Below are 22,694 nucleotides of genomic sequence, written 5' to 3'. Positions count from 1 at the left end.
CTTATCTTGATCAATTTCAAGTTGCTTCTTTAGGTTTATCCCGAGTTTGCAGCTCTTGTGGTAAGTGCTGCTCAAAAATTTGCTGCAACCGCTCCTTCGTCACAGGCTTAGAGACAAATTCATTCATTCCGACATCAAAACAACGTTTTTGGTCTTCTTTGATGACATTCGCACTCAAAGCAATGATTGGCACTTGTTTGCCCCATTCGCTCATCTGTCTAATATTTTCTGTGGCAATAAAGCCATCCATGACGGGCATCTGACAGTCCATGAGAATGAGATCAAAATGGTTTGCTTCGCATAGTTCTAACGCTTCTTCACCGTGCTCAGCCACACTGACTTGCATACCCAATTTTTCCAACATGATGCGTACAACTTTCTGATTCACAGCCGTATCTTCGACCACTAGTATCCAAGGTTTACTTTCATCTCTTGGGGAGGAAGGCACGCTCTGCGTTTTACTTTCTCCGTTCGGAAAGTCGAGAATATTGGGAATGTTGGGCGTGCTCGGAGAGATAGGCTTATCACTGACGACAATCAAAGGAATGGTGAACTCAAAACAACTACCAAGTCCGGGCTCACTCGTGAGACGAATTTGCCCTCCCATCACTTCAACTAACTTCGCACAAATGGCTAATCCTAATCCAGTGCCGCCATATTTACGTGTGGTGCTGCCATCTGCTTGCTGAAACTTCTCAAACACCGCTTGCTGGTTTTCTTTGGCGATACCGATCCCAGAGTCCACAACTCGAAAGTGCACTTGTGCGAGCTTATCTTCTTTGCTCACAAGGGAAACCATTAGTTTCACGTGGCCTCGTTCTGTAAATTTCACGGCGTTGCTGAGTAAGTTACTCAAGACTTGCTTCAGTCGGCCAACATCCCCTTCCACCTCAGACGGCAGTTGCGGATCAATATCGCACACTAACTGTAAATGTTTTTGCTGTGCTTTTACTGTGTGCAAGCTGCCGACTTCATTAAGCAACTGCAGCAGATTGTAGGTCGCCGCTTCGAGTTCGATCTTACCCGCTTCAATCTTGGAGAAATCAAGAATATCATCGATGATCACCATTAGTGAGCCGGATGAACTGTTGATGATGTCGACATATTCGTGCTGCTGATCATCTAACTTAGTATCACCGAGTAATGATGCAACTCCAATGATACCGTTCATCGGCGTACGTATTTCGTGACTCATTGTGGCAAGGAATTCACTCTTCTTGCGATTGGCCACTTCGGCTTTTTCACGTGCGTCTTCAATTTCACTTTGGTGTTCACGAACTCGTTCAACGCTTCGATTATATTTGTGTTCTAATAACCCTACTTCATCAAAGAACCAACGCTGAGGCAGTTGCAATTTGCTTGGCACATGCCCGCCACTGAAATCGCTCACCGCTCCAGAGAGTAATTGCAATGGTTTCACCATCAAACGAAAGGTAACCCAAAGCACCCCAAGAATGAGCAAGAAGATCTTGATCGCCTCGGCGATCACAAGGAAAAAGAAAGTTTGCCATAATCCTTGGTAGATCGGACTCAGATCCGATTGCACCGTAACCTCTGCAAGATCATAAGTTTTGACGCCCATGTCATACTGTAATGGCCACTGGCGCTTGATACTGTCGGATCCTAATGGCGATCCTAATTCCACGATCACTTCATCCGGCGTAGCAATGAGTAAATAGTCGACCGAAGGTAAACGCATCGCCCCTTCAGCCTGTGTCAATAATAGCTCTCGATCTTCCACCCATAAGCTGGCAGAAAAACCAGACAAGTAGCTGGTTTCAACCTGCTTCAACTCCATATCTAAACGAGCAAGGTCATCATTGAAATCACGATACAAACTCAAAGAAGAGATAATCACGGTAAAGATAAAACTCAACGCAAAAATCGCCAACATAAGCTGGTTGCCGATGCTAAACCGACGTTGAGTTCGCTCTTTTTTTTCCATATGAAATTACTCCCTTAATCTTGCGCTACTATAAATATAGTCTGGTCACGACAATAATCGAGGTTAGGATGAAAGGACTCTTACGGACATTGGGCTTTAGTTTCATAGCCCTAAGCACGCACAGTATGGCAAGTGAAGTGAACTACTACGTGATTTCTGAACAAGCCAGACCATTTCAAATAGAACAACAGGGTGAACAACATTCCGGAATTGTGACGGACATCGTCAGTGAAATTTTTGCCGAGTCCAATTATGAAGTGAAATACCATACTTATCCGTTTAAACGCATGCTCTCCGTTTTGGAAGCGGGCGGAGAAGAGAATTGGGTGACTTACGGCAGCCCAAATTGGGGCAAGGTACAATCAGAAAATTTGTCAGAGCAACCTATTTACACTGTAAAACATGTATTGGTTTCCAGCAGTAAAGCACCATTTAAATTCAGCGATATGGAGCACATGCAAGGCCGCTCAATCGTACTTCTACTCGGCTTTGATTACCCAAACCTCAGCCCGTTTTTTGATAACGGCACCGTGAATGAAATGCGCGTCAAAGATTACGATGCAGCGTATCGAGTTCTGCAAAGAACCCCTGGCGATACCGCATTTGTTGAAATGGAATCGCGGGTGGTATACAACATCAAACGTTTAGAGCTTCCGATGAGCGATTTCCAGATCCAATCTTTTAGTAATGTGATCCCAGATTACTCTATCTATCTAGCCTTCTCTCCGAACATGAAGCCGGAAGTACAGAGCTTCATCAATAAGCGCCTAGCAGAGCTCAAAAGTTCGGGGCAAATCGACAACATCATCAAAAAATACATCTAACCACTCATACCTAACCAATCATGAAAAAACCGCCAGCTTATCGAAGCTGGCGGTTTCATTTTTATATCTTCTCTGTGATTAATCTTGTTCGAGCGCTTAATCTTGTTCGACAAATTTGGGATCGAACATATGGCCGAGCTTATTGGCTTTGGTTTGTAAGTAGTGTTGGTTGTTTGGGTTATTGCCCTCTTGCAGTGGCACCCGCTCAACAACTTTGATATCGACCTTTTTCAACGCTGCAAGCTTACGTGGGTTGTTGGTCATCAACCTTACTTCACCAATACCAAGATGCTCCAGCATCCCTTTGCAAAACGCGTAGTCACGCATATCTGCGGCAAAGCCAAGACGTTCATTGGCTTCGACCGTGTCTGCGCCTTCGTCTTGCAAGTGATACGCACGAATCTTGTTGATTAAGCCAATCCCCCTACCCTCTTGGCGCAGATAAAGCAACACACCGCAGCCTTCTTCGACAATGTTTTGCAATGCACGGTTAAGCTGGAAGCCGCAATCACAACGCGTACTGAACAGCGCATCACCAGTTAAGCATTCTGAATGCAGGCGAATCAGCGGCGCTTTAGTGTTTGTAGGGTCGCCATACACCAAGGCGAGATGTTCTTTCCCTGTCGCGTTCTCGATAAAACCGTACATTACAAACGTGCCCCACTGAGTCGGTAATTTGGCTTTATCAATAAACCTCACCAAGCTGCTGGGCTCGATATGTTTTAATTCAGCACGTACGTTCATCAGAATCTCCCCTAAATGGTTTTCACCAGAGCCATCACCGCCATCGCCCCAGAAGGCATCTTTGTGTGAATGTTCGGTAAGACAGGCGTTTCCTGTCTGCATCAACTGTTTGGCAAGCTGAGGGTTTTGCAAAAACTTCTCACGCACAACAAACGCCATCACAGAGAGTTTGTCGTCATCCCAGTCTTCACGCACGAAGTGTTGATATTGACGACTGAGGGCGAAAGCTTCATCAGGCGTCTTCGCTGATTGGATTTTACTTTGCAGTTTGAGGTCGTTGAACTTTTGGGCTTGGTAGTAGTGTTCGCTGGTGGGCCAAGATTGAGCTGAGACTTGAATCGGGGCATGACAGAAATTAGAAAGAAAGCCGTGAGATTCATCGGGCTCATAGAAAAGGATCTGATCAACCATAATCGTACTCCTGACGTTGCTGTTTTAATAGTCAACAAAAAGCATATTGCTATTGATATAATCTTTAGTAACGCTGTAGGAGAAAGTCAAACAATTGGTTGTAAAACAAAAAATGAAAAGGGCAGTCTTATGACTACCCCATGATTGGTATTACCGTAGTGCGAGAATTAGTGAATCAAGCCAAGTTCCCTTGCTTCTTCGATGCTCAAACCGCTTTCACGGATTTCACGAAGTGCTTCAATGCGTCGTCTTGCTTCTGCTGACTTCACGATTTTCTCAGGTCTCACAACGGATTCTTCTTCTGGGAGTTCCCATTTGTGAGCGATGTTGCTCATCTCTTCATGGTCGATAGAATTAATGGACATATTTCCTCCGAACACACCATGTTTTCGATGGGTAATCTATAGCAAACCCCCAATGCAGAGGTAAGAAAAACAGTGGGGAAATGTGACCCCTCCCGACCTTTCATCAACTCGTTAATAGATTCATCATTTAGTTTTTGCAAACCACAGTTTTAGCGATTAAATTTGAAGAATTCCCCCTACGAAAAGTGAGCTGATCCAGCTCTCATTTTTCCCGTGATTCTTCACACTTCTATAACCGAAAAAATTCTTTTTATTACACTCAACTTTCGAGTCACTTCACTTATTAGACGGTTCTGTCTTTCGTAAAACTCGCACACCTGATAATGATAATAATTATCTTTTGTATTGGTAAGGTATTTTTATGAGTGACATAAACCTGATTCAGGCATACCACTCTGATCCGGTCATCCAGATCAGAGACTTATGTGTGGACTACATCACCGATCACGGCGACTTTAACGCAGTGAAATCGGTAAGCTTCGATATTGGCAAAGGCGAGATATTTGGCCTCGCTGGTGAGTCTGGCTGTGGTAAAAGTACCATTGCTTTCTCTATCAACCGTTTACACAAGCCGCCAGCGTTTATCTCAGGAGGCCAAATTCTATTTGAAGGCAAAGATATTCTGAGTCTATCCGACAGTGAATTAAACACACTGCGTTGGAGCGAGATTGCGATGGTGTTCCAAAGTGCCATGAACTCCCTCAATCCAGTATTAACCATTCAGGAGCAATTTGCCGACGTACTGCGCCATCACAAAGGCATGACCAATGAACAAGCCAAGGACCGCGCAGAAAAGTTGCTCGACTTGGTCAACATTCCCCGCGATCGACTTGGCGAGTACCCACACCAGTTCTCCGGGGGCATGCGCCAACGTTTAGTGATTGCCATCGCCCTTTCTCTCAACCCAAAGATGATCATCATGGATGAGCCAACCACAGCGCTTGATGTCGTGGTACAGCGTGAAATCTTACAGCAAATCTATCAACTGCGTGATGAGTTCGGTTTCTCTGTGCTGTTTATCACTCACGATTTGGCACTCATGAGCCAGTTGTGCGACCGCATAGCCATCATGCGTCACGGTAAGATTGTCGAAGTAAACAGTTCATACGAAATTCGCAATAACCCTCAGCATTCTTACACTCAAAAACTATGGGCTTCATTCCCGAATATCCACGACGTGCATAAAGAATCAGCCACTGAAGGAGCGTTATCATGAGCGAACCAATCATCCAAATGAAAAACGTGATCAAAGAATTTAAAGTCGGTGGTGGTTTCGCGAAAGAAGAAACCTTCCGTGCGCTTCAAGGCGTGAGCTTTGACCTTTATGCAGGCAAAACTCTCGCGCTGGTTGGCGAATCAGGTTGCGGTAAAAGCACCTGTGCGCGATTAATTACCAAGGTGTATCCGGCCAGCGATGGTGAAATCCTTTTTAATGGAAAAAACATCAACGATATTACCGCTCGCGCAGAAATTCAGGACTATCGCAGCAAGGTACAAATGGTGTTCCAGGACCCATTTGGCTCTTTGAACCCAACCCACACGATTCGTCATCACCTGACTCGCCCACTTAAGATTCATAAGCAAGTTAAAAGCGACAAAGAGATCCCGGGCAAACTACTCGAACTCTTGGATCTAGTGGAGCTACCAGAAGAAACATTAAATAAGTTCCCACATGAACTGAGTGGTGGACAACGTCAGCGCGTTAACTTGGCGCGCGCATTGGCAGTAGGCTCCCAAATCATTCTTGCCGATGAACCAACATCAATGTTGGACGTTTCAATTCGTCTGGGCGTGTTAAACCTGATGCAGCGAATGAAACAAGACTTGGGCATCGGTTTCTTGTACATCACCCACGATCTGGCAACCGCTCATTACATCGCCGAAGAAACCGCCGTGATGTATAAGGGCCAGATTGTTGAGTGGGGTGACACGCAAGCGATCTTGAAAAATCCGCAGCATCCATACACTAAGTTATTGATCTCTGCGGTACCAGATCCTGATCTGCCATTTGGCAATCTCGTGGAAAGTGAACCAAACTATTCAGTAAATGCAGATGAGATCCGAAACCGCAGCAGTATTGTGGTAGAAGACTTTGATCAAATTGGACCAAACCACTTTGTAAAACAATGGACTAAGGCAGCTTAATGGACTTGAATACTTGGCAAGATCTTATTTCGGATTGGTACGAAAACCGGAAGCATGATCAAGTTGAAAGATTGGAAGCGATCCTGTATCAGGCACCGGAATCAGTGTTTGGTCCTGAATTGACTGACGAGCAGAGCAAAGCGATCGCTTGTTGGCTCGATGGCTGCTTAAGAGTATTTCAATATGCCAGGTATCAAAACCATCAAAAAGCCTATCAGACCTTGCAATACACGAGTGCCAAGCTCGAACAAGCTGCATGTCAACCAATGACAGACATTCTGATTAAAGATTGGAGCTTAAAACGCTTACAACATTTAACGGTATTAGCGTTGGAATTTTGCAATCAGCAACAAGATCAAAGCGAATGGCAACAACAAGCGAATTGCTTGATAGAGTCGCATGTAGCGTTGATGCGATCGTTGAATTGGAATGAACCAAGGAAGCATGATCAAGGCTTATGTCATTAATTCGGAAGAATGATCAAGCCGTTGATGACTATAAATTAGGTTTTGAGCGGAATTTTAGATAAAAAAAAGCGAGTTTCTTGAGGAGAAACTCGCGAAGTCTATTCAGAATGAATGTAACAATATGAGCCAATCTATTAATCATCAGAAAGGACAAAAGGTTGTCTATTCGGGATAAATCTTAGTCTGCCATCCGATCATCAATGTCAGTGGTTTGTAAGAGTTAAGTCTGATTTCCATCAGTGCAATTCATTGTTACATTCTGAATCAATTGGTCATGCTTATTACTTAAAAAGCATCGACCCAACACATGTTAAATGGCCATTTCATCAAGTGCTCTGAATACCATCTCGTCCATGTGCCCATCAAAAATCTGACGACATACCTTCCGACGAACGGCCAAGCCCGCAATCAAACGTTCAATGGTCAAATGCTTTACATCATTTTGGCTGTTGAACAGCTCCACCGTCTTACTCAGTGTCTCGTATGGCAGAGGAACATCCCCTACTCTCAAGAAATCAAGCTTCTCAATGAAGTCAGAACACTCTTCTTTGATTGAGGCATACGAATGCCCTGTCATCGCTGACAAAGCCGTTACACTGCGTTCTAGAGCCTCTGGAGAGGTATATTTGGATAGAGTAATGGTGATCTCGTCAGCATTGATCTCAACCAAGTGCTTTTTCTGCTTCACTCGGCGGCCTAAATTGCCACGAGGGGACGGTGCTTTACGCTGAATAGGCTCAAATTCGCCGTCTATGATGCCTGAGAGCTCGTCTAGCTGCTGCCTTGTCACCATCTCATTGCGAAGTGGATTTGGCAGTGTAGGCGCCATATTGCGCTTACCAGCGTTGGTTGTACGTGCTCGTGAGTAACGTAAGACCTCTTCGACATCACATTTGATGTCGATTTGGTAATCCATCACCTTACCGTTCTCGATCATCGTTTCGATCGTTAGGTGATAGCCCCAAAGATTGACGACAAAAAGATCTTCCGTCCCCTTGCCGTCTGACAAACGCTTCAACTCGCGGATCAAATCCATTGAGAATCGGCGCCATTCGATATTACGTGCCAATTTCTGGTTTAACTCGCTCAACAGCATGCAATCAGTATGCTTGCGTACTAGGCGACTACGGAAGAATGAGTACATCTGGAATACCAGCGTATGCTGCTTCAGAATTTCTGGCGGGAATAGGAAGAAGTAATCACGAGTGAGCAATTCTTCGTAGAACGAAGGCTCCCAAACCAAGATGTAAAGATTAGGTTTGATTCGAATCTCACCATCCAGACCTTCTGTAGGCGCTTCTTCCGAGGCAGTAATGGTTCGAGCGATAAACCGGAAACGATCACTCTTAAACCCTTCAGGCATGTTCTCACTGAGCCAACGGCCAGTCAGTTCATGCAACTGGAAATCGGTAAATTCAATACGATCAATACTGTCACGAATAGAATCTCGAGCAGGCCCACTGTCTTTTTTGCCACGCAAAGACAGAATATCGGTAATGTACAACGGCGTCTTGTTAGGGACATGCGCTGCATCCATGTGGTACTGATCTTTGTGATGATCATGGTATTGAACTGTAAGCGTAAACAACGCAAACAAGGTCATCAGATCATCAACGGTCATGATGTTTTTAGAAGATCGCGTTTCAATCACGGCTTTGGTGCCAGAGATCGATACCATCGATTTCTGATAACTCTTACGAGTACGAGGTGGTGCGAGGGCTTGGTCAATGATCCCTGCCCAATTGGTCGGTGATACGATGAATTGATCCGCTTCATCTTTCATCATTGGAGGTGTGTTAAGACCGTGCTCATTGAGCAAGCGTTTGTTCACTTGTGTTTGTGCTAACGCTTTGGAACGCTTTTGCTTCTCGCTTTGACGAACCTTTTCTGTCACCAGGCTGGTGGCTCCCAATGCCGAAATTAATTGGTTCGGGTTTACGAACTTATGCAGCATGGTTTTACCAGCAAGGCCTTCTTCAAAACGGACTGGTGTTTGCGTAAATAAACCAATATTCACCGCTGCTCGTAAACGTTGCTGTAATGCAGCACGCGTAAGTTGACCGTCGGTAGCACCAACAATTTCTGTTGTTGAAACTAATCCATCTTTGCTGCTGAATCCACGCAGTGAAATAAGATTAAGCAGTTCTAAGATGCTTTTGGTTACCCCTTTGAAATGTTGGTATTGTTCTACCCAATCTGCAGAAGATTCGTGTACCTCAAAAAGGTGCCCATCCTTATGGCTTCTTGGCGCTTTAATCAGAATTTTTTCATCAGCCGTCATTTTAGATCCAGATCACACTAGCCGTAGTTTCGCTATGGTTCCGAAGAATAAAGAAAAACAGATCATAAATAAAGAAAAAATCTTTGTTTTTTAAATAACTGATCTTTTTGATTAATCTGATCTTAATTGATTATATGATCTAATGATCTGGACATTTTTAGCGTCGTAAGTAGCTGTTTAACTTAGACATTTTTAATCGCCATTTCGGAACTATGATCATGTAACTATCGAAAGTATGATCATCGAAAGTCAGAAAGCATGATCACAACTCTCCGTAAGCATGATCATTAAGTTTATGAAAAGATGATCAAAATAGGGCTGAAACGATGATCATGATGTTTATACAACTTATCCACAGAAGCTAGGGCTTCACTTGGAAAACTCATCGTGTGTTATTGCTTACTTGTCTTCATATTAACGTCGGATCGATGATCAAGAGAGAAGATTTTCATCGTTCTGCTCTCAATATCGCGCGGAAATTATTCAATTGATGAAAACGCCACCATTTTGGTTGAATCTCGCTACTTAACAGGGCTTAAGATGAAATCAACGGAAGCATGATCATGATTGTCTTGTCTACATTTTACATGATGCTTTAATTCATCGTTCCGGCTTTTACGCTCTGGTTTTCTCTCTATCCCCCAGTCTATCTACATTCTTCCGTAAATTAGAGGGAAAAATACATGCTTCCGTGTTAAAAACGTTCTTGATCATTTTTCCGATAAATTGATCTGATTTAAAAATTAACCAGATATGTAAATAGAAGCATGGTTTCCTTGATCATGCTTTCAGTTTTGATGCTTACCTCGGAAGAATGATCATGTACCGTCCTTGATCATTCTTCCAATAGAAACCTCATTCCCTACAAAAAATAGCACTGGACGCATGATCAAGGGTTAGTTGGGAAGAACTCTTTTGACTTAAAGCCACATAAACACTCCAATACCTGATTGATCTCACAGTGCCCGTAATTTAGGGCTGTTTTATAATCGTTCCGAGATAAATGCTAGATTTACATTGTAAATACGTGACGATGTAACATTTTTAATTTCATCGAGTTTGAATCTCTTTATTGGCAAGTATTTGATTAAATTTTGTGATGTTTTCATGGGAGAATCATAAAAGTGGCGTTTGTGAGTGTTTTTTTATGTGATGGTTATTCAAAATGTTTGTTCACCTTTTTGTTGTTTTAGAATGCTAGTGCTGTACAATTAAAATCAGATATCCTTCCAACGGAATTTGGCATGAAAAGAGAAAAAACGATTGAAAATCTCCAGGAGTTAGCGGAACTGACGCAGCAGGTTCAAGCTGACCGTATTGAGATTGTTTTGGAAGAGCGAAGTGACAATTACTTCCCACCAATGTCTAAAGCGATGATGGAAACCCGCTCTGGTTTAACTCGTCGTAAGCTGGATGAAGCTATTGGTAAAATGGAGGCAGACGGCCATCAATTTACTAAGAATAATGCTAACCATTATTCAATCACTTTAGATGAAGCGCATATGCTAATGGACGCGGCAGAAGTGCCAAAATTCCATGAGCGTAAAAAGAATTCAGAAAATAAACCGTGGATTATCAACGTACAGAACCAAAAGGGTGGTACGGGTAAATCAATGACTGCGGTTCATTTGGCTGCATGCCTAGCACTAAACTTAGATAATCGTTACCGCATTTGTTTGATTGACCTTGACCCTCAAGGTTCATTACGTTTGTTCTTAAATCCACAAATCAGTGTGGCAGAACATGACAACATTTACTCTGCGGTTGATATCATGCTTGGTAACGTGCCAGATGGTGTGGAAATCGATCGAGAATTCCTACATAAGAACGTACTGCTACCGACGCAATACCCGAACTTGAAGTCGATTTCTGCTTTCCCAGAAGACGCAATGTTCAACGCAGAAGCATGGCAAACACTCTCTGAAGACCCATCGCTAGACATCGTTCGTCTGTTGAAAGAGCAGTTGATTGACAAGATTGCGAATGACTTCGACGTGATTATGATTGATACCGGTCCACACGTTGACCCACTAGTATGGAACGCAATGTACGCATCAAATGCGCTATTGATTCCTTGTGCAGCGAAGCGTCTTGACTGGGCTTCAACAGTAAACTTCTTCCAACACCTTCCAACGGTTTATGAGATGTTCCCAGAAGATTGGAACGGTCTTGAGTTTGTTCGTTTGATGCCAACCATGTTTGAAGATGACAACAAGAAGCAAGTTTCTGTTCTAACTGAAATGAACTATCTTCTAGGTGACCAAGTTATGATGGCCACTATTCCTCGTAGTCGTGCATTCGAAACCTGTGCTGACACTTACAGCACGGTGTTTGACTTGACCGTAGGCGACTTCGAAGGGGGTAAGAAAACACTCGCTACTGCACAAGATGCGGTACATAAGAGTGCACTAGAACTAGAGCGCGTACTGCACTCTAACTGGCCGTCATTGAATCAGGGGTAATGAATAAATGGCATTGAAAACGTCTGAATTAAACGCGAAATTATTTGGTAAAACCAATAAGCGTCGTGTTGCGACACCTCAAGAAGCGCAAACGGCGGCAAAAGACAAAGCACAAACTATCGAACTTGCTGTCGCAGGCGAGAACACCGTTCAGTTTGAATTGGTCCGCATTCCTGCGGATAAAGTGGCGACAGACACTAGCGTATTTGCAGAGAACGCTCGTGAGCAATCTTTCCTAAACGAACACGCTTTATCGGATGTGTTGGTGACGTTGAAAGAACGTGGTCAACAATATCCAGCGGTTGGTCGTCGCACTGAAGATGGCAAGATTGAAGTATTGGACGGTAGCCGCCGTCGTATGTCTTGTATCTTAGCAGGACAGGATTTCTTGGTTTACGTTGGTGACGGCATCAACACGGACCACGCGAAATTCCTTTCTGATGTTGCAAACGCGCACAAGCCACTGTCTCTATACGAAAAAGGTAAAGAGATGCAGGCGAAGCTTGAAAGTGGCGAAGCTGAAGACCAAAAAGCACTAGCAAAAATGTTCCAGTGCAGTGAAGCATTGGTGAGTGGCGCATTAAAAGCTGCGGCACTTCCGCTTGAACTTCTGCAAGCTTACCCGAATGTTGGTGATTTAGGTCGTCCAACGATTGTTAAGCTGCATAAGCAGTTCTCGACATTGAACGGCGAACAACAACAAAACTTGTTGGATAAGTGTCGTACGTCGGAAGGTTATTTGTGGCAGCGCAGTACAGCTCAAGGTGTGGCTCGTCTTACTAAAGAAGTGACAGAAAGCATCGAAAGCTGGATTGCAGAATTAGCGCCTGTGAAGCCGGCTAAGAAAGCAGAAAAAGTCGATTTAGTTAGAGGTCGTGCAAGCTACAGCCGTAAAGGTAACAACCTTGCTCTTAACTTGAAGAAAGTTGACGACAGCTTGATGGAAGAAATTCTTGCTTTCGTTGAGAGCAAAATGAAGTAAAACTCTCCTTGTTTGAAACCGCCTTCGGGCGGTTTTTTTATGTCTGTAATTTGGCAAAGTCTCCATGAATCGAGATGTGATAACATGGTGTCAGTTTAATGCTCGGACATACGTAATGCTCGCACAATCTGAATTCCTCTCTCAGCTTCAACGCCAATCTTACAATGCCTTTCAACGCAACGGCGTAGTGATTTATGGTGATGCCGATTGGCAAAACACCTTGATTGCCGACTTTCATCAAAAGCAACAAAATCAAACGTGGTTCTGTGTTGGGGATTGGCAACTAGAAAATGCCCTCTGCATAAATGCAAAGCAAGGCAATATGTTGCTCGGTCGTGAATGTGACGTGCTGCTGTTTGACGCGAGAAAAGAGTTTGACGCCAACAGTTTTACCTCGGCTCTTGGTGCACTCGTCGGCGGTGGGCTATTGATTGTGGTTGCCAATAAAGACCAAGACGCGGATGACGCCGAACTGTGGCTGCAAACGCAATGGCAACAACTCACCGTTATTAAGGATAATTTACCATTACCTCCGTTGCCAGATTTCATCCAAGCGGAAAAAGCACAACAGTATAGTGAGCAAACTGAAGCGGTTTCTTTTATCGAAAAAGTGGTGACAGGGCATCGCAAACGTCCTTTAGTATTAACCGCCGATCGTGGTCGAGGAAAAACCAGTGCGTTAGGTATAGCGTGCGCGCAGCTTCTAGAGCAAAAGCCATTACGAATTCTCGTCACAGCGCCAAGCATCAAAGCGGTTGAACCTGTTTATCAGCACTCGCTCAGATTGCTATCAACAGCAGAGCGCGTTAAGAAAGACCGATTAGAAGCGGGGCAGGGCTACATTCAGTTCATCGCACCGGATGAATTACTCTCTACTTTACCTGAGTGTGACTTGTTGTTGGTTGATGAAGCTGCTGCGATTCCGGTTCCTATGCTTAAGCAGATTACTGAGCAATATCATCGTCTCGTGTTCTCAACCACCATTCATGGTTATGAAGGTTGTGGCCGTGGCTTCACGCTTAAGTTTGTCGATTGGCTACAAAAGCAAAGACCTGGAATGAAGCTTTGTCATCTTCAACAACCTATTCGATGGGCAGTAAATGACAACTTGGAATCTTGGTTGTACCAAGCATTTTTACTGGATGCAGAACTCACTCCGAGTCAACCTGCCGAGCTTGGCGATATTTCATTAATCAACCTCCGTAAGTCAGCGTTGATTTCTAATCCTTCCGTATTGAAAACGTGCTTTGCGTTACTTGTGAATGCGCATTATCAAACCTCGCCAAATGATTTGCTGCATCTTCTGCAAGATGAACATTGCCAGATCTACGTGGCTCAGAATAACAATGAAGTCGTCGGGGTGATGTTAACTGTGGAGGAGGGCAACCTCGATTCGAATCTCGTTAAAGATATTCAGCTTGGGAAACGTCGTCCGAAAGGGCACCTGACGCCAGTGACTATTATCAATCAACTTGGTTACGCCGATGTGGGTGCGCTTTCTACTTTGCGAGTCATGCGAATTGCGGTGCATCCAGATTTGCAAGGGCAGGGTATTGGCCAACAAATGTTAAAGCAGTTGGCACAAACTACGCCGCCTCATATCTCTTATTTGTCCACCAGCTTTGGTGCAACAGAAGAACTGATTACGTTTTGGAACCAATCTGGTTTTGAATCCATTCGTCTTGGAAGTATGCGAGATGCGGCAAGTGGGTGTTACTCATTGTTGATGGTTCGTCAGTGTGGCTCACAACAGGCTTGGATAAACGAAGCCAAATCGCTATTCGAAGAACTGTTGCCATTGAGTGCGGCGTCTACTTATCCTAAGTTAGAGCCAAGTTTGCTTCGTGCGCTATTGCCAGCCTCGGTATCTACCTGTCAGTCCCATTTAACGAAGCGCACTTTAATCGAGTGTTATGCTCAAGGTGGGAACAACTTTGAATCGGTCTCTGTTTGGATTCAGCAATGGTTACTGCAATGTGGTTTGGCTGATGTGTCTGACTTGATGATCAGTAAATTATTCTTAAACAAAGACTGGAGTGCGTGCGCTAAGCAATATGGCTTGCCGGGACGTAAGCAAGTTGAAGCGAAGATAAGAAAAGAGCTACAAGTTTTGATTGCTAAATTTACAGTGTAAACGGAGCAAGCAATTTACACTGTAAAAGTGGTTAATGGGAGGAGAGGGTTTACACTGTAAATCCTCTCCTTTTTTGTTTGCCACCTTAACCACGGTTTTCGGTTGGGATGTAAAGCCAATCTCGATTTACACTGTAAACACAAGTTGTGTGCAATGAGCTATCTGTGAAGTGAGCTAAATAATAAATTGCTAATAACGTTAGATTGTTCATTAAGGAGGCTTTCCCATATATTCAAATAAAGATCGTGATGCTTTGGTTATGAAGGGACAGTTCCGCCCAAAAATGAATCCTAACGTGATTTAGAAATTCTGTGCCTGTCTACCTCAACCTCAGAAAAAGCGGGGCTTCCTTTAGTGATGTGAGCCTGATTCTGAGAAGTGAGAGGTTTGTTCAGAAAATGAATTTGGTTAGACTGAATTGGGTGATGGGTAGTAGATGGATTGGTTATGTGGAAGATATGCCTTGAATGGTCGGAAGACAAAACGAGGATTTTAGTTCGCCTACCGGGAGATATTGAACTCGGAGGTGAGCTAAATCAGAAGGAGTTGCCTGAACAGCTTCAAGCAATGAATGCCAGTCAGGCGTTCGTTGATGACGCTGAAGTGGTTCGATTTATTAACTGTGCTCGTGAGCGTAAAGCAGAAGCATACGAAGGTATTGTCGTTGCGCAGATTAAGAATGCTCTGGTAGAAGTTGAACTGTCGAACAACGACATGCTCGCGAGCATGAAGATTGTAGGTGCTTATGGTGGCCGTGGTTTGCGTGGCCCTGAAATCGTTCAAGCACTTGCTCATGCGAGAGTATCGAAAGGCATTAATAAGTTGGCGCTTAAAAAAGTAATGGTCGTCAGCAATCAACTCAAACCCGGAGAAACCTTCACTCAACCAGTCGCCGTTGGTAAACAACCAGTCAAAGGTAAAGACGCCATCTTTACGCCTCTCGTTAAAGACATCACCAAACGTATCCTCAAACCAAAAGAAGGCCAAACCACTAGCGACAAAATTGATTTACGAAACTTAGGTGAAACCATTGCCGTGGACGTGGGTGATGAGGTCATGCGTCGAACACCTGCTACCAAGGGCGTTCCGGGTTTTACTGTCCAAGGGCGAGTGATTCCTCCTCAAGCCGGTAAAGACAGTCCTATTAAACCGGGTAAGGGGACAGAAATTAGCAAAGCCGACCCTAACCTTCTGCTCGCTTCTGTATCTGGTACGCCTCTCATCAAAGATAAAACCATCGAAGTTGATAGCGCTCTGTGTTTAAACAGTGTGGGTGTGAACACAGGACACGTAAAGTTTAAAGGCAATGTCATCATCGGCGGCAATATTGAATCTGGTATGATCGTAAAAGCGACCGGCTCTATTACCGTTGGTGGCTTTATTGAATCCGCGGACGTTCAAGCTGAGGGTGACATCCAAGTGGCGAAAGGCATTATTGGCCACACTGTCAGTGATGGTCAGCCGAAAAGCTGCCACGTTCGAACCAAAACATCGATTCGCGCCAGTTACGCCCAGTATTGTGAATTGCAGTCTGGCGAGGATATAGAGCTGGCTGTACACAGCATGAATAACGACATTGTGTGTGGACGCAATCTGACGATACTTGATGCCAGCGGCAAAAACGGCACTTTAAGCGGTGGTGATGCCAAAGTCGGAAGCAAGGTGCTTTGCTCGCAACTTGGTGTAGAAGGCGATACCGCAACGAAGGTTGAGGCTTTTGCTCGTTACACCGTTTACAAAGAACGCATTGCCAGCTTGAAAGAAGAATACAAATCGGCCCAAGAAGGCACGATGGAAGTGATTCGGAAGGAACTTGAATTTAAGAAGCGTCCTAAAGCAGAGCGTACTGATGAAGAACAAGCTCAAATCGAAGTAATGAAAGCGCAAAACAATGCTCGCCTTGAAGAAGTTAAACAGAAGTTAGAACACACAGAGCAGGAGTTTGAGGTCTCACTGGAAGAGAATATCGTTGAAGCCAAAGATCGCGTATTTACGCGCGTTACAGTGCAATTTGGAGACGAACAGGTGACAACCAAACGCACCCATGGCGGTTGTGTGTTTAGCTTTAACCAATACGAAATCAAAGTGGCGGCAAATTTAGAGGAAGAAGACGTCGTCGCGATTTAACTCTTTCATCGGAAGAATGAAAAAGCCCGTGTATTGAGAGGTACACGGGCTTTTGTTTTTAAACATCAGGCAATGTGTTCTTGATAGTAAGCACCAAGGGCACGTACATCACTGCTGCACATGATCTTCATTGCTTGTTTAATATGGCTAATGGGCCAATCCCACCATTTGATTTCTGACAACATGGCGACACATTCGTCGTTAAAGCGCTGGCGAACAATATGATTGTGACCAACAACAATCGAGTAGGGCGGAACATCTTTTGTGATGACTGAGCGCGCACCAATCACGGCACCATCTCCAATTTTCACGCCCGGCATGATCATCGCTTCGCTGCCAATCCACACATCATTACCCACAACAGTATCACCGGCGCGTTCAAATCCGCTTTGTACATCTTCTCCAAACTCTTCAGGAGAAAATGGAAAGGTAGAAATCCAATCTACCCGATGGCCTTGATTGCCAGCCATCATAAAGGTCGCGCCAGAAGCGATTGAACAGAACTTGCCAATGATCAGTTTGTCCACTTTTCCATAAGCACCATCTTGCCACTCTTGTTGGGTAACGCTGTCGCCCATCAAATAACGAACTGATTGATCTTCAAATGTTTTACCGTGATAAAACCCCGAGTAATAACTGTAATCTCCCACCTCGATATTCGGGTTAGTGACATGGTCTTTGATCACTTGCCCTTGTAACCAAGTATCGAATGCGTTCATTCGTGATTCTCCGTTCCAATTTTAAGTTGTAAGCAGTGTAGAGCCTTTCTATTATTTCCAGTAGATTGTTTTTAGAGATTCATAATTACCATATGGAAATAAAGTGGCTAAGCTACGTGCCGATGTACATTGCTCTATGTGAAGAGAAGAGTATTGCTGGTGCGGCGAAAAAACTGCGTTGTTCAAACGCGCACGCGAGCCGTCAGCTAAGGCAGTTGGAAGAGATTCTTTCAGTACAGTTGATTCAACGTACAACAAGACAATTTAATCTTACTTACGATGGATTGCGCTTCTATCAGCAAGTAAAAGGCTTGATGGAAGGGGCGGAGCAGATTAATGAACAAGTGATGGAAAGTGACCGAGTCGCTGGGCATTTGCGCGTCGCGGCGTCGGCGTCATTTGGCGCGGCGTTATTGAACCGAGCATTGATCGAGTTTCGCCGGTTATATCCGGAAGTGACGTTCGAAGTGATCTTTTCAGAAACGCCTTTGGATCTTATTGAGTCTGGCTTTGATGTGGCGTTTTTCTTCACGAACAATCCACCCGAGGGCTATATTGGCCACCATCTGCGCTCTTTACACTGTAAACCGTTCGCACGCAAAGCGTACTTGTCTAACAAACCAAGCATAACTACGCCGGAAGATCTTTATCAGCTTGACCATATTGTGTATCGCAATGAAGTGTTAAACCTCGATACGTGGCACTTCCATCATATGGAAACCAAACAAAAAGTTTCAGTGGCTTTGCAAAGTGTACTCAGCTTTAATTTGGTTCAATCCATGCTTGAAGCCACTCTTGCGGGATGCGGCGTTGCAATGTTGGATGAATTCGCATTGGAGAAACTCAACGGTGAAGAGCGATCGCAACTCGTGCCGTTACTCCCTGAATGGCAAACCGAAGCGATCTTGCCGCTCTATATTCTTTATCCTAAACGTGAGCATTTACCAAAGCGAACGCAGGCGTTTATTGAGCATTTCAAACAGCAATCATTTTAAACTGATAGGTTGTCTTGAGCGTGCAGGCCTTTAATCTCTGCTGTGCCTTGAAAGTGTTGATTACAAGTGCGGCAGTAGAATTGAGGCGTTAACTCGTGATAGTGGTTACCGGCAAAACAGCGTGATACCAACACCATTAAACGGGCTGTTTGGCCGTTGATGTTTTCTGGTTGAGTATTGATGCGTTTCATCACGCGTTTGTGTTCAGTAGGTTTGTTGCAGTGTGAGCAGAATTTTACAGGCATAAGGCTCTCATATTGATTAAGCGTTTATTAATTGACGAGAGAGTACTTTGCTTAATGATGAAAAAGTAAACATGCATGTAATGATAATTGGCAGCAATGCCTACTGGGGAATTCATAAAATGGCTAGTCATTGAAAAGAAGGAAGATTTCACTCCTCGACATTTTAAAGGCAGGAAAAATATCGAGGAGGAAATCTTAGCTAACTAAAACGAGTGTATGGACATTTACAGCTCGTAACGTAGCCCGAAGTGGTAGTAGCTTTCATCTGCATGTGCACCACCAAACGAGACTTCTTGTGCGTTGTCGTAACCACGCGAGCCATTACGCTCAACGTAACTGGTGTAGATAGAAGAGCGAGGGGTTAGTTTGTATTGCACTTCAACGGTTGTGTCTTTCAGTTCAAGCTCGTCACCATCGCTGTTTTCCAGAGAGCGGTAACCTGCACGTAGCGCCCATTTGTCATTTACACTGTAAACTGCGGTCAGCTCCATGACTTTATCGGTACTGGTTTCAGAGAAGTAACCTTCTAGCTCATCTTCTGAGTAAAGCGCACCTAACATCAAATCACCCAAGTAGTAACGCGTACCTGCACCCCAGAAGGTGTAATCGGTATCGTTGTTTTCACGCGCATCGCCTTTGCTTTTTTGCATCGCAACTACAGGGGCTAGTGTACCTAAATCGCCCATTTCTAGGGTGTAACGAAGTGCTGCGTTGTAGCCGTAGTCGAGTTCAGACGTGTTGTTACCTAGGATGTAAGCCACAGATGCATCAAAGTTGCCAATACGGTTCTGGTATTGCAGCGTACCGTCTTGACGGAAAACTTGTGTCGCGGTTTTATCCACTTTATTTGCTTGGCGCGCCATAGAAACGTCTGATGACGCGAACACATCACCAATGTCGGTGAACATGATCAATCCTGATGCAACACGGCCACCTGTGATTCGACCGTAATCTTGCGCATCGATACCAGCCCAAACGTAACGCGCTGTCAGAGAAGGCTTGTCGTTCACTTGGTTGGCGTATTCTGCTGCGCCTACTTGGTATTGCGCTTGGCCAATCACAGAAGCATGTTCGTTGATGGTTTGTGAGCCATTCAAACCAATACGGCCATCAAATTCGCCATTGGCATCACCGTGTTCATCATTTTTATTGGTGACGTTAAAGCCAAGACGTGAGTAAAGGTTTAAAACTGAACCGTCTTCTGCTTGATAAAGTTGAGCGGCCATCGCTGCGTTCGATGCCATTAAAGTAGGGAGAAGTAGAGTTAAAATGTGCTTTTTCATGTGAACGACCTTTTCGTTTCTATTGTTTTTAAGCACGACAAAGCCCCTTCCGAATAACGGAATAAAATCAATGTCGTGAGAAGTAGAGAGAGGGTGCGCCCTTGAAAGCTCAAGGACGCGAGCTAGTCCATTCCTATAGGGGTTAGAATGATTTAGCTTAAATCAACGTCTTTGCAGCCAAAGAAATAGGTAGCTAGGAAGCCGACAATGTAAGAGATAAGCAGTCCAACGATGAACACCATCATGCCAGCAAAGATGCCACTGTCTGATGTCATCAGAGGAATTGCAACGATACCTGATGGACCGAATACGGTATTAAGGCCAACAGGTAAACCAAGGTAAGAGACTAAGCCGATAAAGAAACCACCTGCAGCACCACCAATACAAGCGGTTACGAACGGTTTAACACGCGGTAGCGTCACGCCGTAAATCAGTGGCTCACCGATGCCAAGTAGACCTGGAATGATGGCACCTTTTACTTGTGTGCGTAGCAGCGCGTCTTTTTTAGCTTTGAAGTACAGCGCCATAGATGCACCCACTTGACCGCCACCCGCCATTGCTAGGATAGGAAACAGCGAGTTAAAGCCTTGTGCTTCCATCAGGGCAAAGTACACCGGCACAAAGCCTTGGTGGATACCAAATACCACGGAAATCAAGAATAAACCTGCCAGAATCGCTGCGCCTAATGGGTTGTCATTCAAGTTTAGGAACAACCAAGACATTCCCTTGAATAGCTCACCACCGATTGGCATGATGATCAAGAAGGTGACCGCGCCCATGATCAAAAGAGTAACAACAGAAGTTAAGATCATGTCCAGATCGTCAGGCATATACTGACGCACTTTTCTCTCGACCTGAGCACCAACGATCGCTGCCATCAACACGCCAATAATGTTGCCACGAGGATCAATCGCAAAGCCGAAGAACTCGTTCATTCCGGCGTAAATACCTGAGGTTGCATCTGGGTTGTAACCCAAAACAAATAGGGAAGCGAGTATGGCACCATTGACGCCGGAGCCACCAAACGCTTGCTGTGCGTTATAGCCAATCAAAATACTTAAGAAAGCGAACAAACCTTTGCCAAAGACCTTCATGTAGGCAATCAAATCCAACATAAACTGGCTTGGCGTTTGGTCGAGCACGAAGATTTGTTCCAATAACGTGGCAAAGCCGAGCAGCAAACCCGCAGCAATAAAGCCGGGAATCAGTGGTGTAAATATGGTGGCAAACTTACTCAGAAAACGCTGAACCGCACTGGTTTGCTTACTCTTCATCTGTTTTTTCTGCTCTGCAGCGACAGCAGAAAGATCCTGTTGTGGTGCGTCAGGCTCTTCGCTGTCACCAGAGATTAAGCTGTCGATCAACTTATTCATCATATCGGCGGCTTGCTGAGCTTTACCGGGACCAAGAATGATCTGGAATTGCTCGTCGCTTTCTACCACACCCATTACGCCGGGAATTTGTTTAATGACGGATTGGTCCGCCAAGCTGTTATTCGCGAGAGATAAACGCAAACGCGTCATACAGTTACCGCATTTACTTACGTTGTTACTGCCACCCACTGCGGCGAGCAATTGCGATACTGTGTTAGAGGTAATTTTGGCCATAGGGACTATCCTTCAGGACTAGGGCTATTTAGTTATTATTTAGTGCTGCACGAATAAAACCGTTGTGCTCGGCAAGGCGAGATTTAGCTTGCTCTGCATCCAAATCAGCCAGAATCATTAAAATTGCGGTCTTACAGTGACGTTCACACGCTTCAAGGGCTTTTTCTGCTTCTTCTTTTGGTGCACCGGTTGCCTCAATCACAATGTTAGTTTGACGCTGAATCAGCTTGGCGTTGGTGGCTTCTACATCCACCATTAAATTGCCAAACACTTTACCGCTGCGAATCATTGCGCCAGAAGTCAGCATGTTCAGCACCAATTTTTGTGCTGTGCCCGCTTTCATGCGTGAAGAGCCGGTGACTACTTCTGCGCCCACTACCGGAAGAATCGCGATGTCTGCAGCTTCTGCCATCGTGCATGCTGGGTTACAAGCGATTGATGCCGTTGTAGCACCGACAGATTTTGCGTAATCCAAACCACCTAAAACATAAGGCGTACGGCCGCTGGCGGCGATGCCAACCACAACATCATACTGAGTCAGATTCAGCGTCTTTAAATCGTCTTGGCCCATTTGAGCGTTGTCTTCTGCGTTTTCTACCGCTTTCAAAATCGCTTGATGACCACCAGCAATTAAACCGATAACCATATCTGGGTGTGTGCCATAGGTTGGAGGACATTCACTCGCATCAAGAATACCAAGGCGGCCAGATGTACCTGCGCCCATGTAAATCAGACGGCCACCATTGGCGAACGCTGCAGTAATGGCATCGACGGTTTGCGCGATTTGTGGCAATACTGCTTGTACTGCTATAGCGACTTTCTGATCTTCTTGGTTGATGACTTGCAGCATCTCGATGGTAGAAAGCGTATCGATCTCTGCGCTCGCTGGATTGCGGCTTTCTGTCACCAATCGGCTTAAATCAATTTTCATGTTCTGTACTCTTGTAAATGTTCAATC

18 protein-coding genes are annotated in these 22,694 nt (G+C 44.7%); 9 read left to right on the top strand and 9 right to left on the bottom strand.

Annotated elements, in window-relative coordinates; all coding sequences use genetic code 11:
• Positions 1 to 16: 16 nt before the first annotated feature.
• A complete protein-coding gene (locus VJL_RS17990) occupies positions 17 to 1,945 on the bottom strand; it encodes an ATP-binding protein (RefSeq protein ID WP_038880027.1) in 1,929 nt (642 codons plus the stop codon).
• Positions 1,946 to 2,013: 68 nt separating this feature from the next.
• On the opposite strand from VJL_RS17990, the gene VJL_RS17985 reads away from it, so the two are divergent.
• Complete coding sequence (locus VJL_RS17985; RefSeq protein WP_038880024.1) at positions 2,014 to 2,769, top strand: substrate-binding periplasmic protein; 756 nt, start codon at positions 2,014 to 2,016, stop codon at positions 2,767 to 2,769.
• 96 nt (positions 2,770 to 2,865) lie between these two features.
• On the opposite strand, the gene ribA is transcribed toward VJL_RS17985, so the two are convergent.
• Together ribA and VJL_RS17970 are read right to left on the bottom strand one after the other, a co-directional pair.
• Complete coding sequence (gene ribA / locus VJL_RS28040; protein WP_081634998.1) at positions 2,866 to 3,924, bottom strand: GTP cyclohydrolase II; 1,059 nt, start codon at positions 3,922 to 3,924, stop codon at positions 2,866 to 2,868.
• Positions 3,925 to 4,091: 167 nt separating this feature from the next.
• Positions 4,092 to 4,289 carry a hypothetical protein gene (locus tag VJL_RS17970; protein ID WP_038869893.1) on the bottom strand — a complete coding sequence of 66 codons (198 nt, stop codon included), beginning with the start codon at positions 4,287 to 4,289 and terminating at the stop codon, positions 4,092 to 4,094.
• Between the two features lie 361 nt (positions 4,290 to 4,650).
• Here VJL_RS17970 and VJL_RS17965 point away from each other — a divergent pair, with 361 nt between their 5' ends.
• The 3 genes from VJL_RS17965 to VJL_RS17955 are packed head-to-tail and all read left to right on the top strand — an operon-like array spanning position 4,651 to position 6,901.
• Complete coding sequence (locus VJL_RS17965; RefSeq protein WP_038869895.1) at positions 4,651 to 5,505, top strand: ABC transporter ATP-binding protein; 855 nt, start codon at positions 4,651 to 4,653, stop codon at positions 5,503 to 5,505.
• Positions 5,502 to 6,434 carry an ATP-binding cassette domain-containing protein gene (locus VJL_RS17960; protein ID WP_038880020.1) on the top strand — a complete coding sequence of 311 codons (933 nt, stop codon included), beginning with the start codon at positions 5,502 to 5,504 and terminating at the stop codon, positions 6,432 to 6,434. Before VJL_RS17965 ends, VJL_RS17960 begins: the two co-directional genes overlap by 4 nt.
• Positions 6,434 to 6,901 (top strand): hypothetical protein, encoded by a 468-nt coding sequence (locus tag VJL_RS17955; protein ID WP_038880016.1) that lies wholly within the window; start codon positions 6,434 to 6,436, stop codon positions 6,899 to 6,901. The genes VJL_RS17960 and VJL_RS17955 overlap by 1 nt, the downstream gene beginning before the upstream one ends.
• Before the next feature lie 310 nt (positions 6,902 to 7,211).
• On the opposite strand, the gene VJL_RS17950 is transcribed toward VJL_RS17955, so the two are convergent.
• Positions 7,212 to 9,182 carry a replication initiator protein RctB domain-containing protein gene (locus tag VJL_RS17950; protein WP_038880013.1) on the bottom strand — a complete coding sequence of 657 codons (1,971 nt, stop codon included), beginning with the start codon at positions 9,180 to 9,182 and terminating at the stop codon, positions 7,212 to 7,214.
• 1,244 nt (positions 9,183 to 10,426) lie between these two features.
• On the opposite strand from VJL_RS17950, the gene VJL_RS17945 reads away from it, so the two are divergent.
• The 4 genes from VJL_RS17945 to VJL_RS17930 all read left to right on the top strand — a co-directional run bounded on the left by VJL_RS17945 (position 10,427) and on the right by VJL_RS17930 (position 16,887).
• Positions 10,427 to 11,644, top strand: coding sequence for an AAA family ATPase (locus VJL_RS17945; RefSeq protein ID WP_038871606.1), 1,218 nt, complete (start codon positions 10,427 to 10,429; stop codon positions 11,642 to 11,644).
• 7 nt (positions 11,645 to 11,651) lie between these two features.
• Positions 11,652 to 12,626, top strand: coding sequence for a ParB/RepB/Spo0J family partition protein (locus VJL_RS17940; RefSeq protein ID WP_038880009.1), 975 nt, complete (start codon positions 11,652 to 11,654; stop codon positions 12,624 to 12,626).
• 115 nt (positions 12,627 to 12,741) lie between these two features.
• On the top strand, positions 12,742 to 14,760 hold the full coding sequence (locus tag VJL_RS17935) for a GNAT family N-acetyltransferase (protein ID WP_038880006.1): 2,019 nt from the start codon (positions 12,742 to 12,744) through the stop codon (positions 14,758 to 14,760).
• A 447-nt stretch (positions 14,761 to 15,207) separates the two neighbouring features.
• A complete protein-coding gene (locus VJL_RS17930) occupies positions 15,208 to 16,887 on the top strand; it encodes a flagellar assembly protein A (protein WP_038880003.1) in 1,680 nt (559 codons plus the stop codon).
• A 65-nt stretch (positions 16,888 to 16,952) separates the two neighbouring features.
• On the opposite strand, the gene VJL_RS17925 is transcribed toward VJL_RS17930, so the two are convergent.
• Positions 16,953 to 17,606: a CatB-related O-acetyltransferase gene (locus tag VJL_RS17925; RefSeq protein WP_038880000.1), complete on the bottom strand. Its 654-nt coding sequence runs from the start codon at positions 17,604 to 17,606 to the stop codon at positions 16,953 to 16,955.
• Positions 17,607 to 17,698: 92 nt separating this feature from the next.
• Here VJL_RS17925 and VJL_RS17920 point away from each other — a divergent pair, with 92 nt between their 5' ends.
• Positions 17,699 to 18,601, top strand: coding sequence for a LysR family transcriptional regulator (locus VJL_RS17920; RefSeq protein ID WP_038879998.1), 903 nt, complete (start codon positions 17,699 to 17,701; stop codon positions 18,599 to 18,601).
• Here the strand turns inward: VJL_RS17920 and VJL_RS17915 are convergent.
• The 4 genes from VJL_RS17915 to murQ form a co-directional block, all read right to left on the bottom strand.
• Positions 18,598 to 18,846: a hypothetical protein gene (locus VJL_RS17915; RefSeq protein WP_038879995.1), complete on the bottom strand. Its 249-nt coding sequence runs from the start codon at positions 18,844 to 18,846 to the stop codon at positions 18,598 to 18,600. The genes VJL_RS17920 and VJL_RS17915 overlap by 4 nt on opposite strands.
• Positions 18,847 to 19,070: 224 nt before the next feature.
• Positions 19,071 to 20,129: a porin gene (locus VJL_RS17910; protein WP_038879992.1), complete on the bottom strand. Its 1,059-nt coding sequence runs from the start codon at positions 20,127 to 20,129 to the stop codon at positions 19,071 to 19,073.
• A gap of 152 nt (positions 20,130 to 20,281) precedes the next feature.
• On the bottom strand, positions 20,282 to 21,736 hold the full coding sequence (murP, locus tag VJL_RS17905) for a PTS N-acetylmuramic acid transporter subunit IIBC (RefSeq protein WP_038879988.1): 1,455 nt from the start codon (positions 21,734 to 21,736) through the stop codon (positions 20,282 to 20,284).
• A 28-nt stretch (positions 21,737 to 21,764) separates the two neighbouring features.
• Complete coding sequence (gene murQ / locus VJL_RS17900; protein WP_038879985.1) at positions 21,765 to 22,667, bottom strand: N-acetylmuramic acid 6-phosphate etherase; 903 nt, start codon at positions 22,665 to 22,667, stop codon at positions 21,765 to 21,767.
• Positions 22,668 to 22,694 lie beyond the last annotated feature (27 nt).

The sequence above is a fragment of the Vibrio jasicida CAIM 1864 = LMG 25398 genome (assembly GCF_000400365.1).
Taxonomy (GTDB): domain Bacteria; phylum Pseudomonadota; class Gammaproteobacteria; order Enterobacterales; family Vibrionaceae; genus Vibrio; species Vibrio jasicida.
The sequence above is the reverse complement of the archived record's forward strand: the minus strand, read 5'-3'. Positions and strand labels throughout refer to the sequence as shown.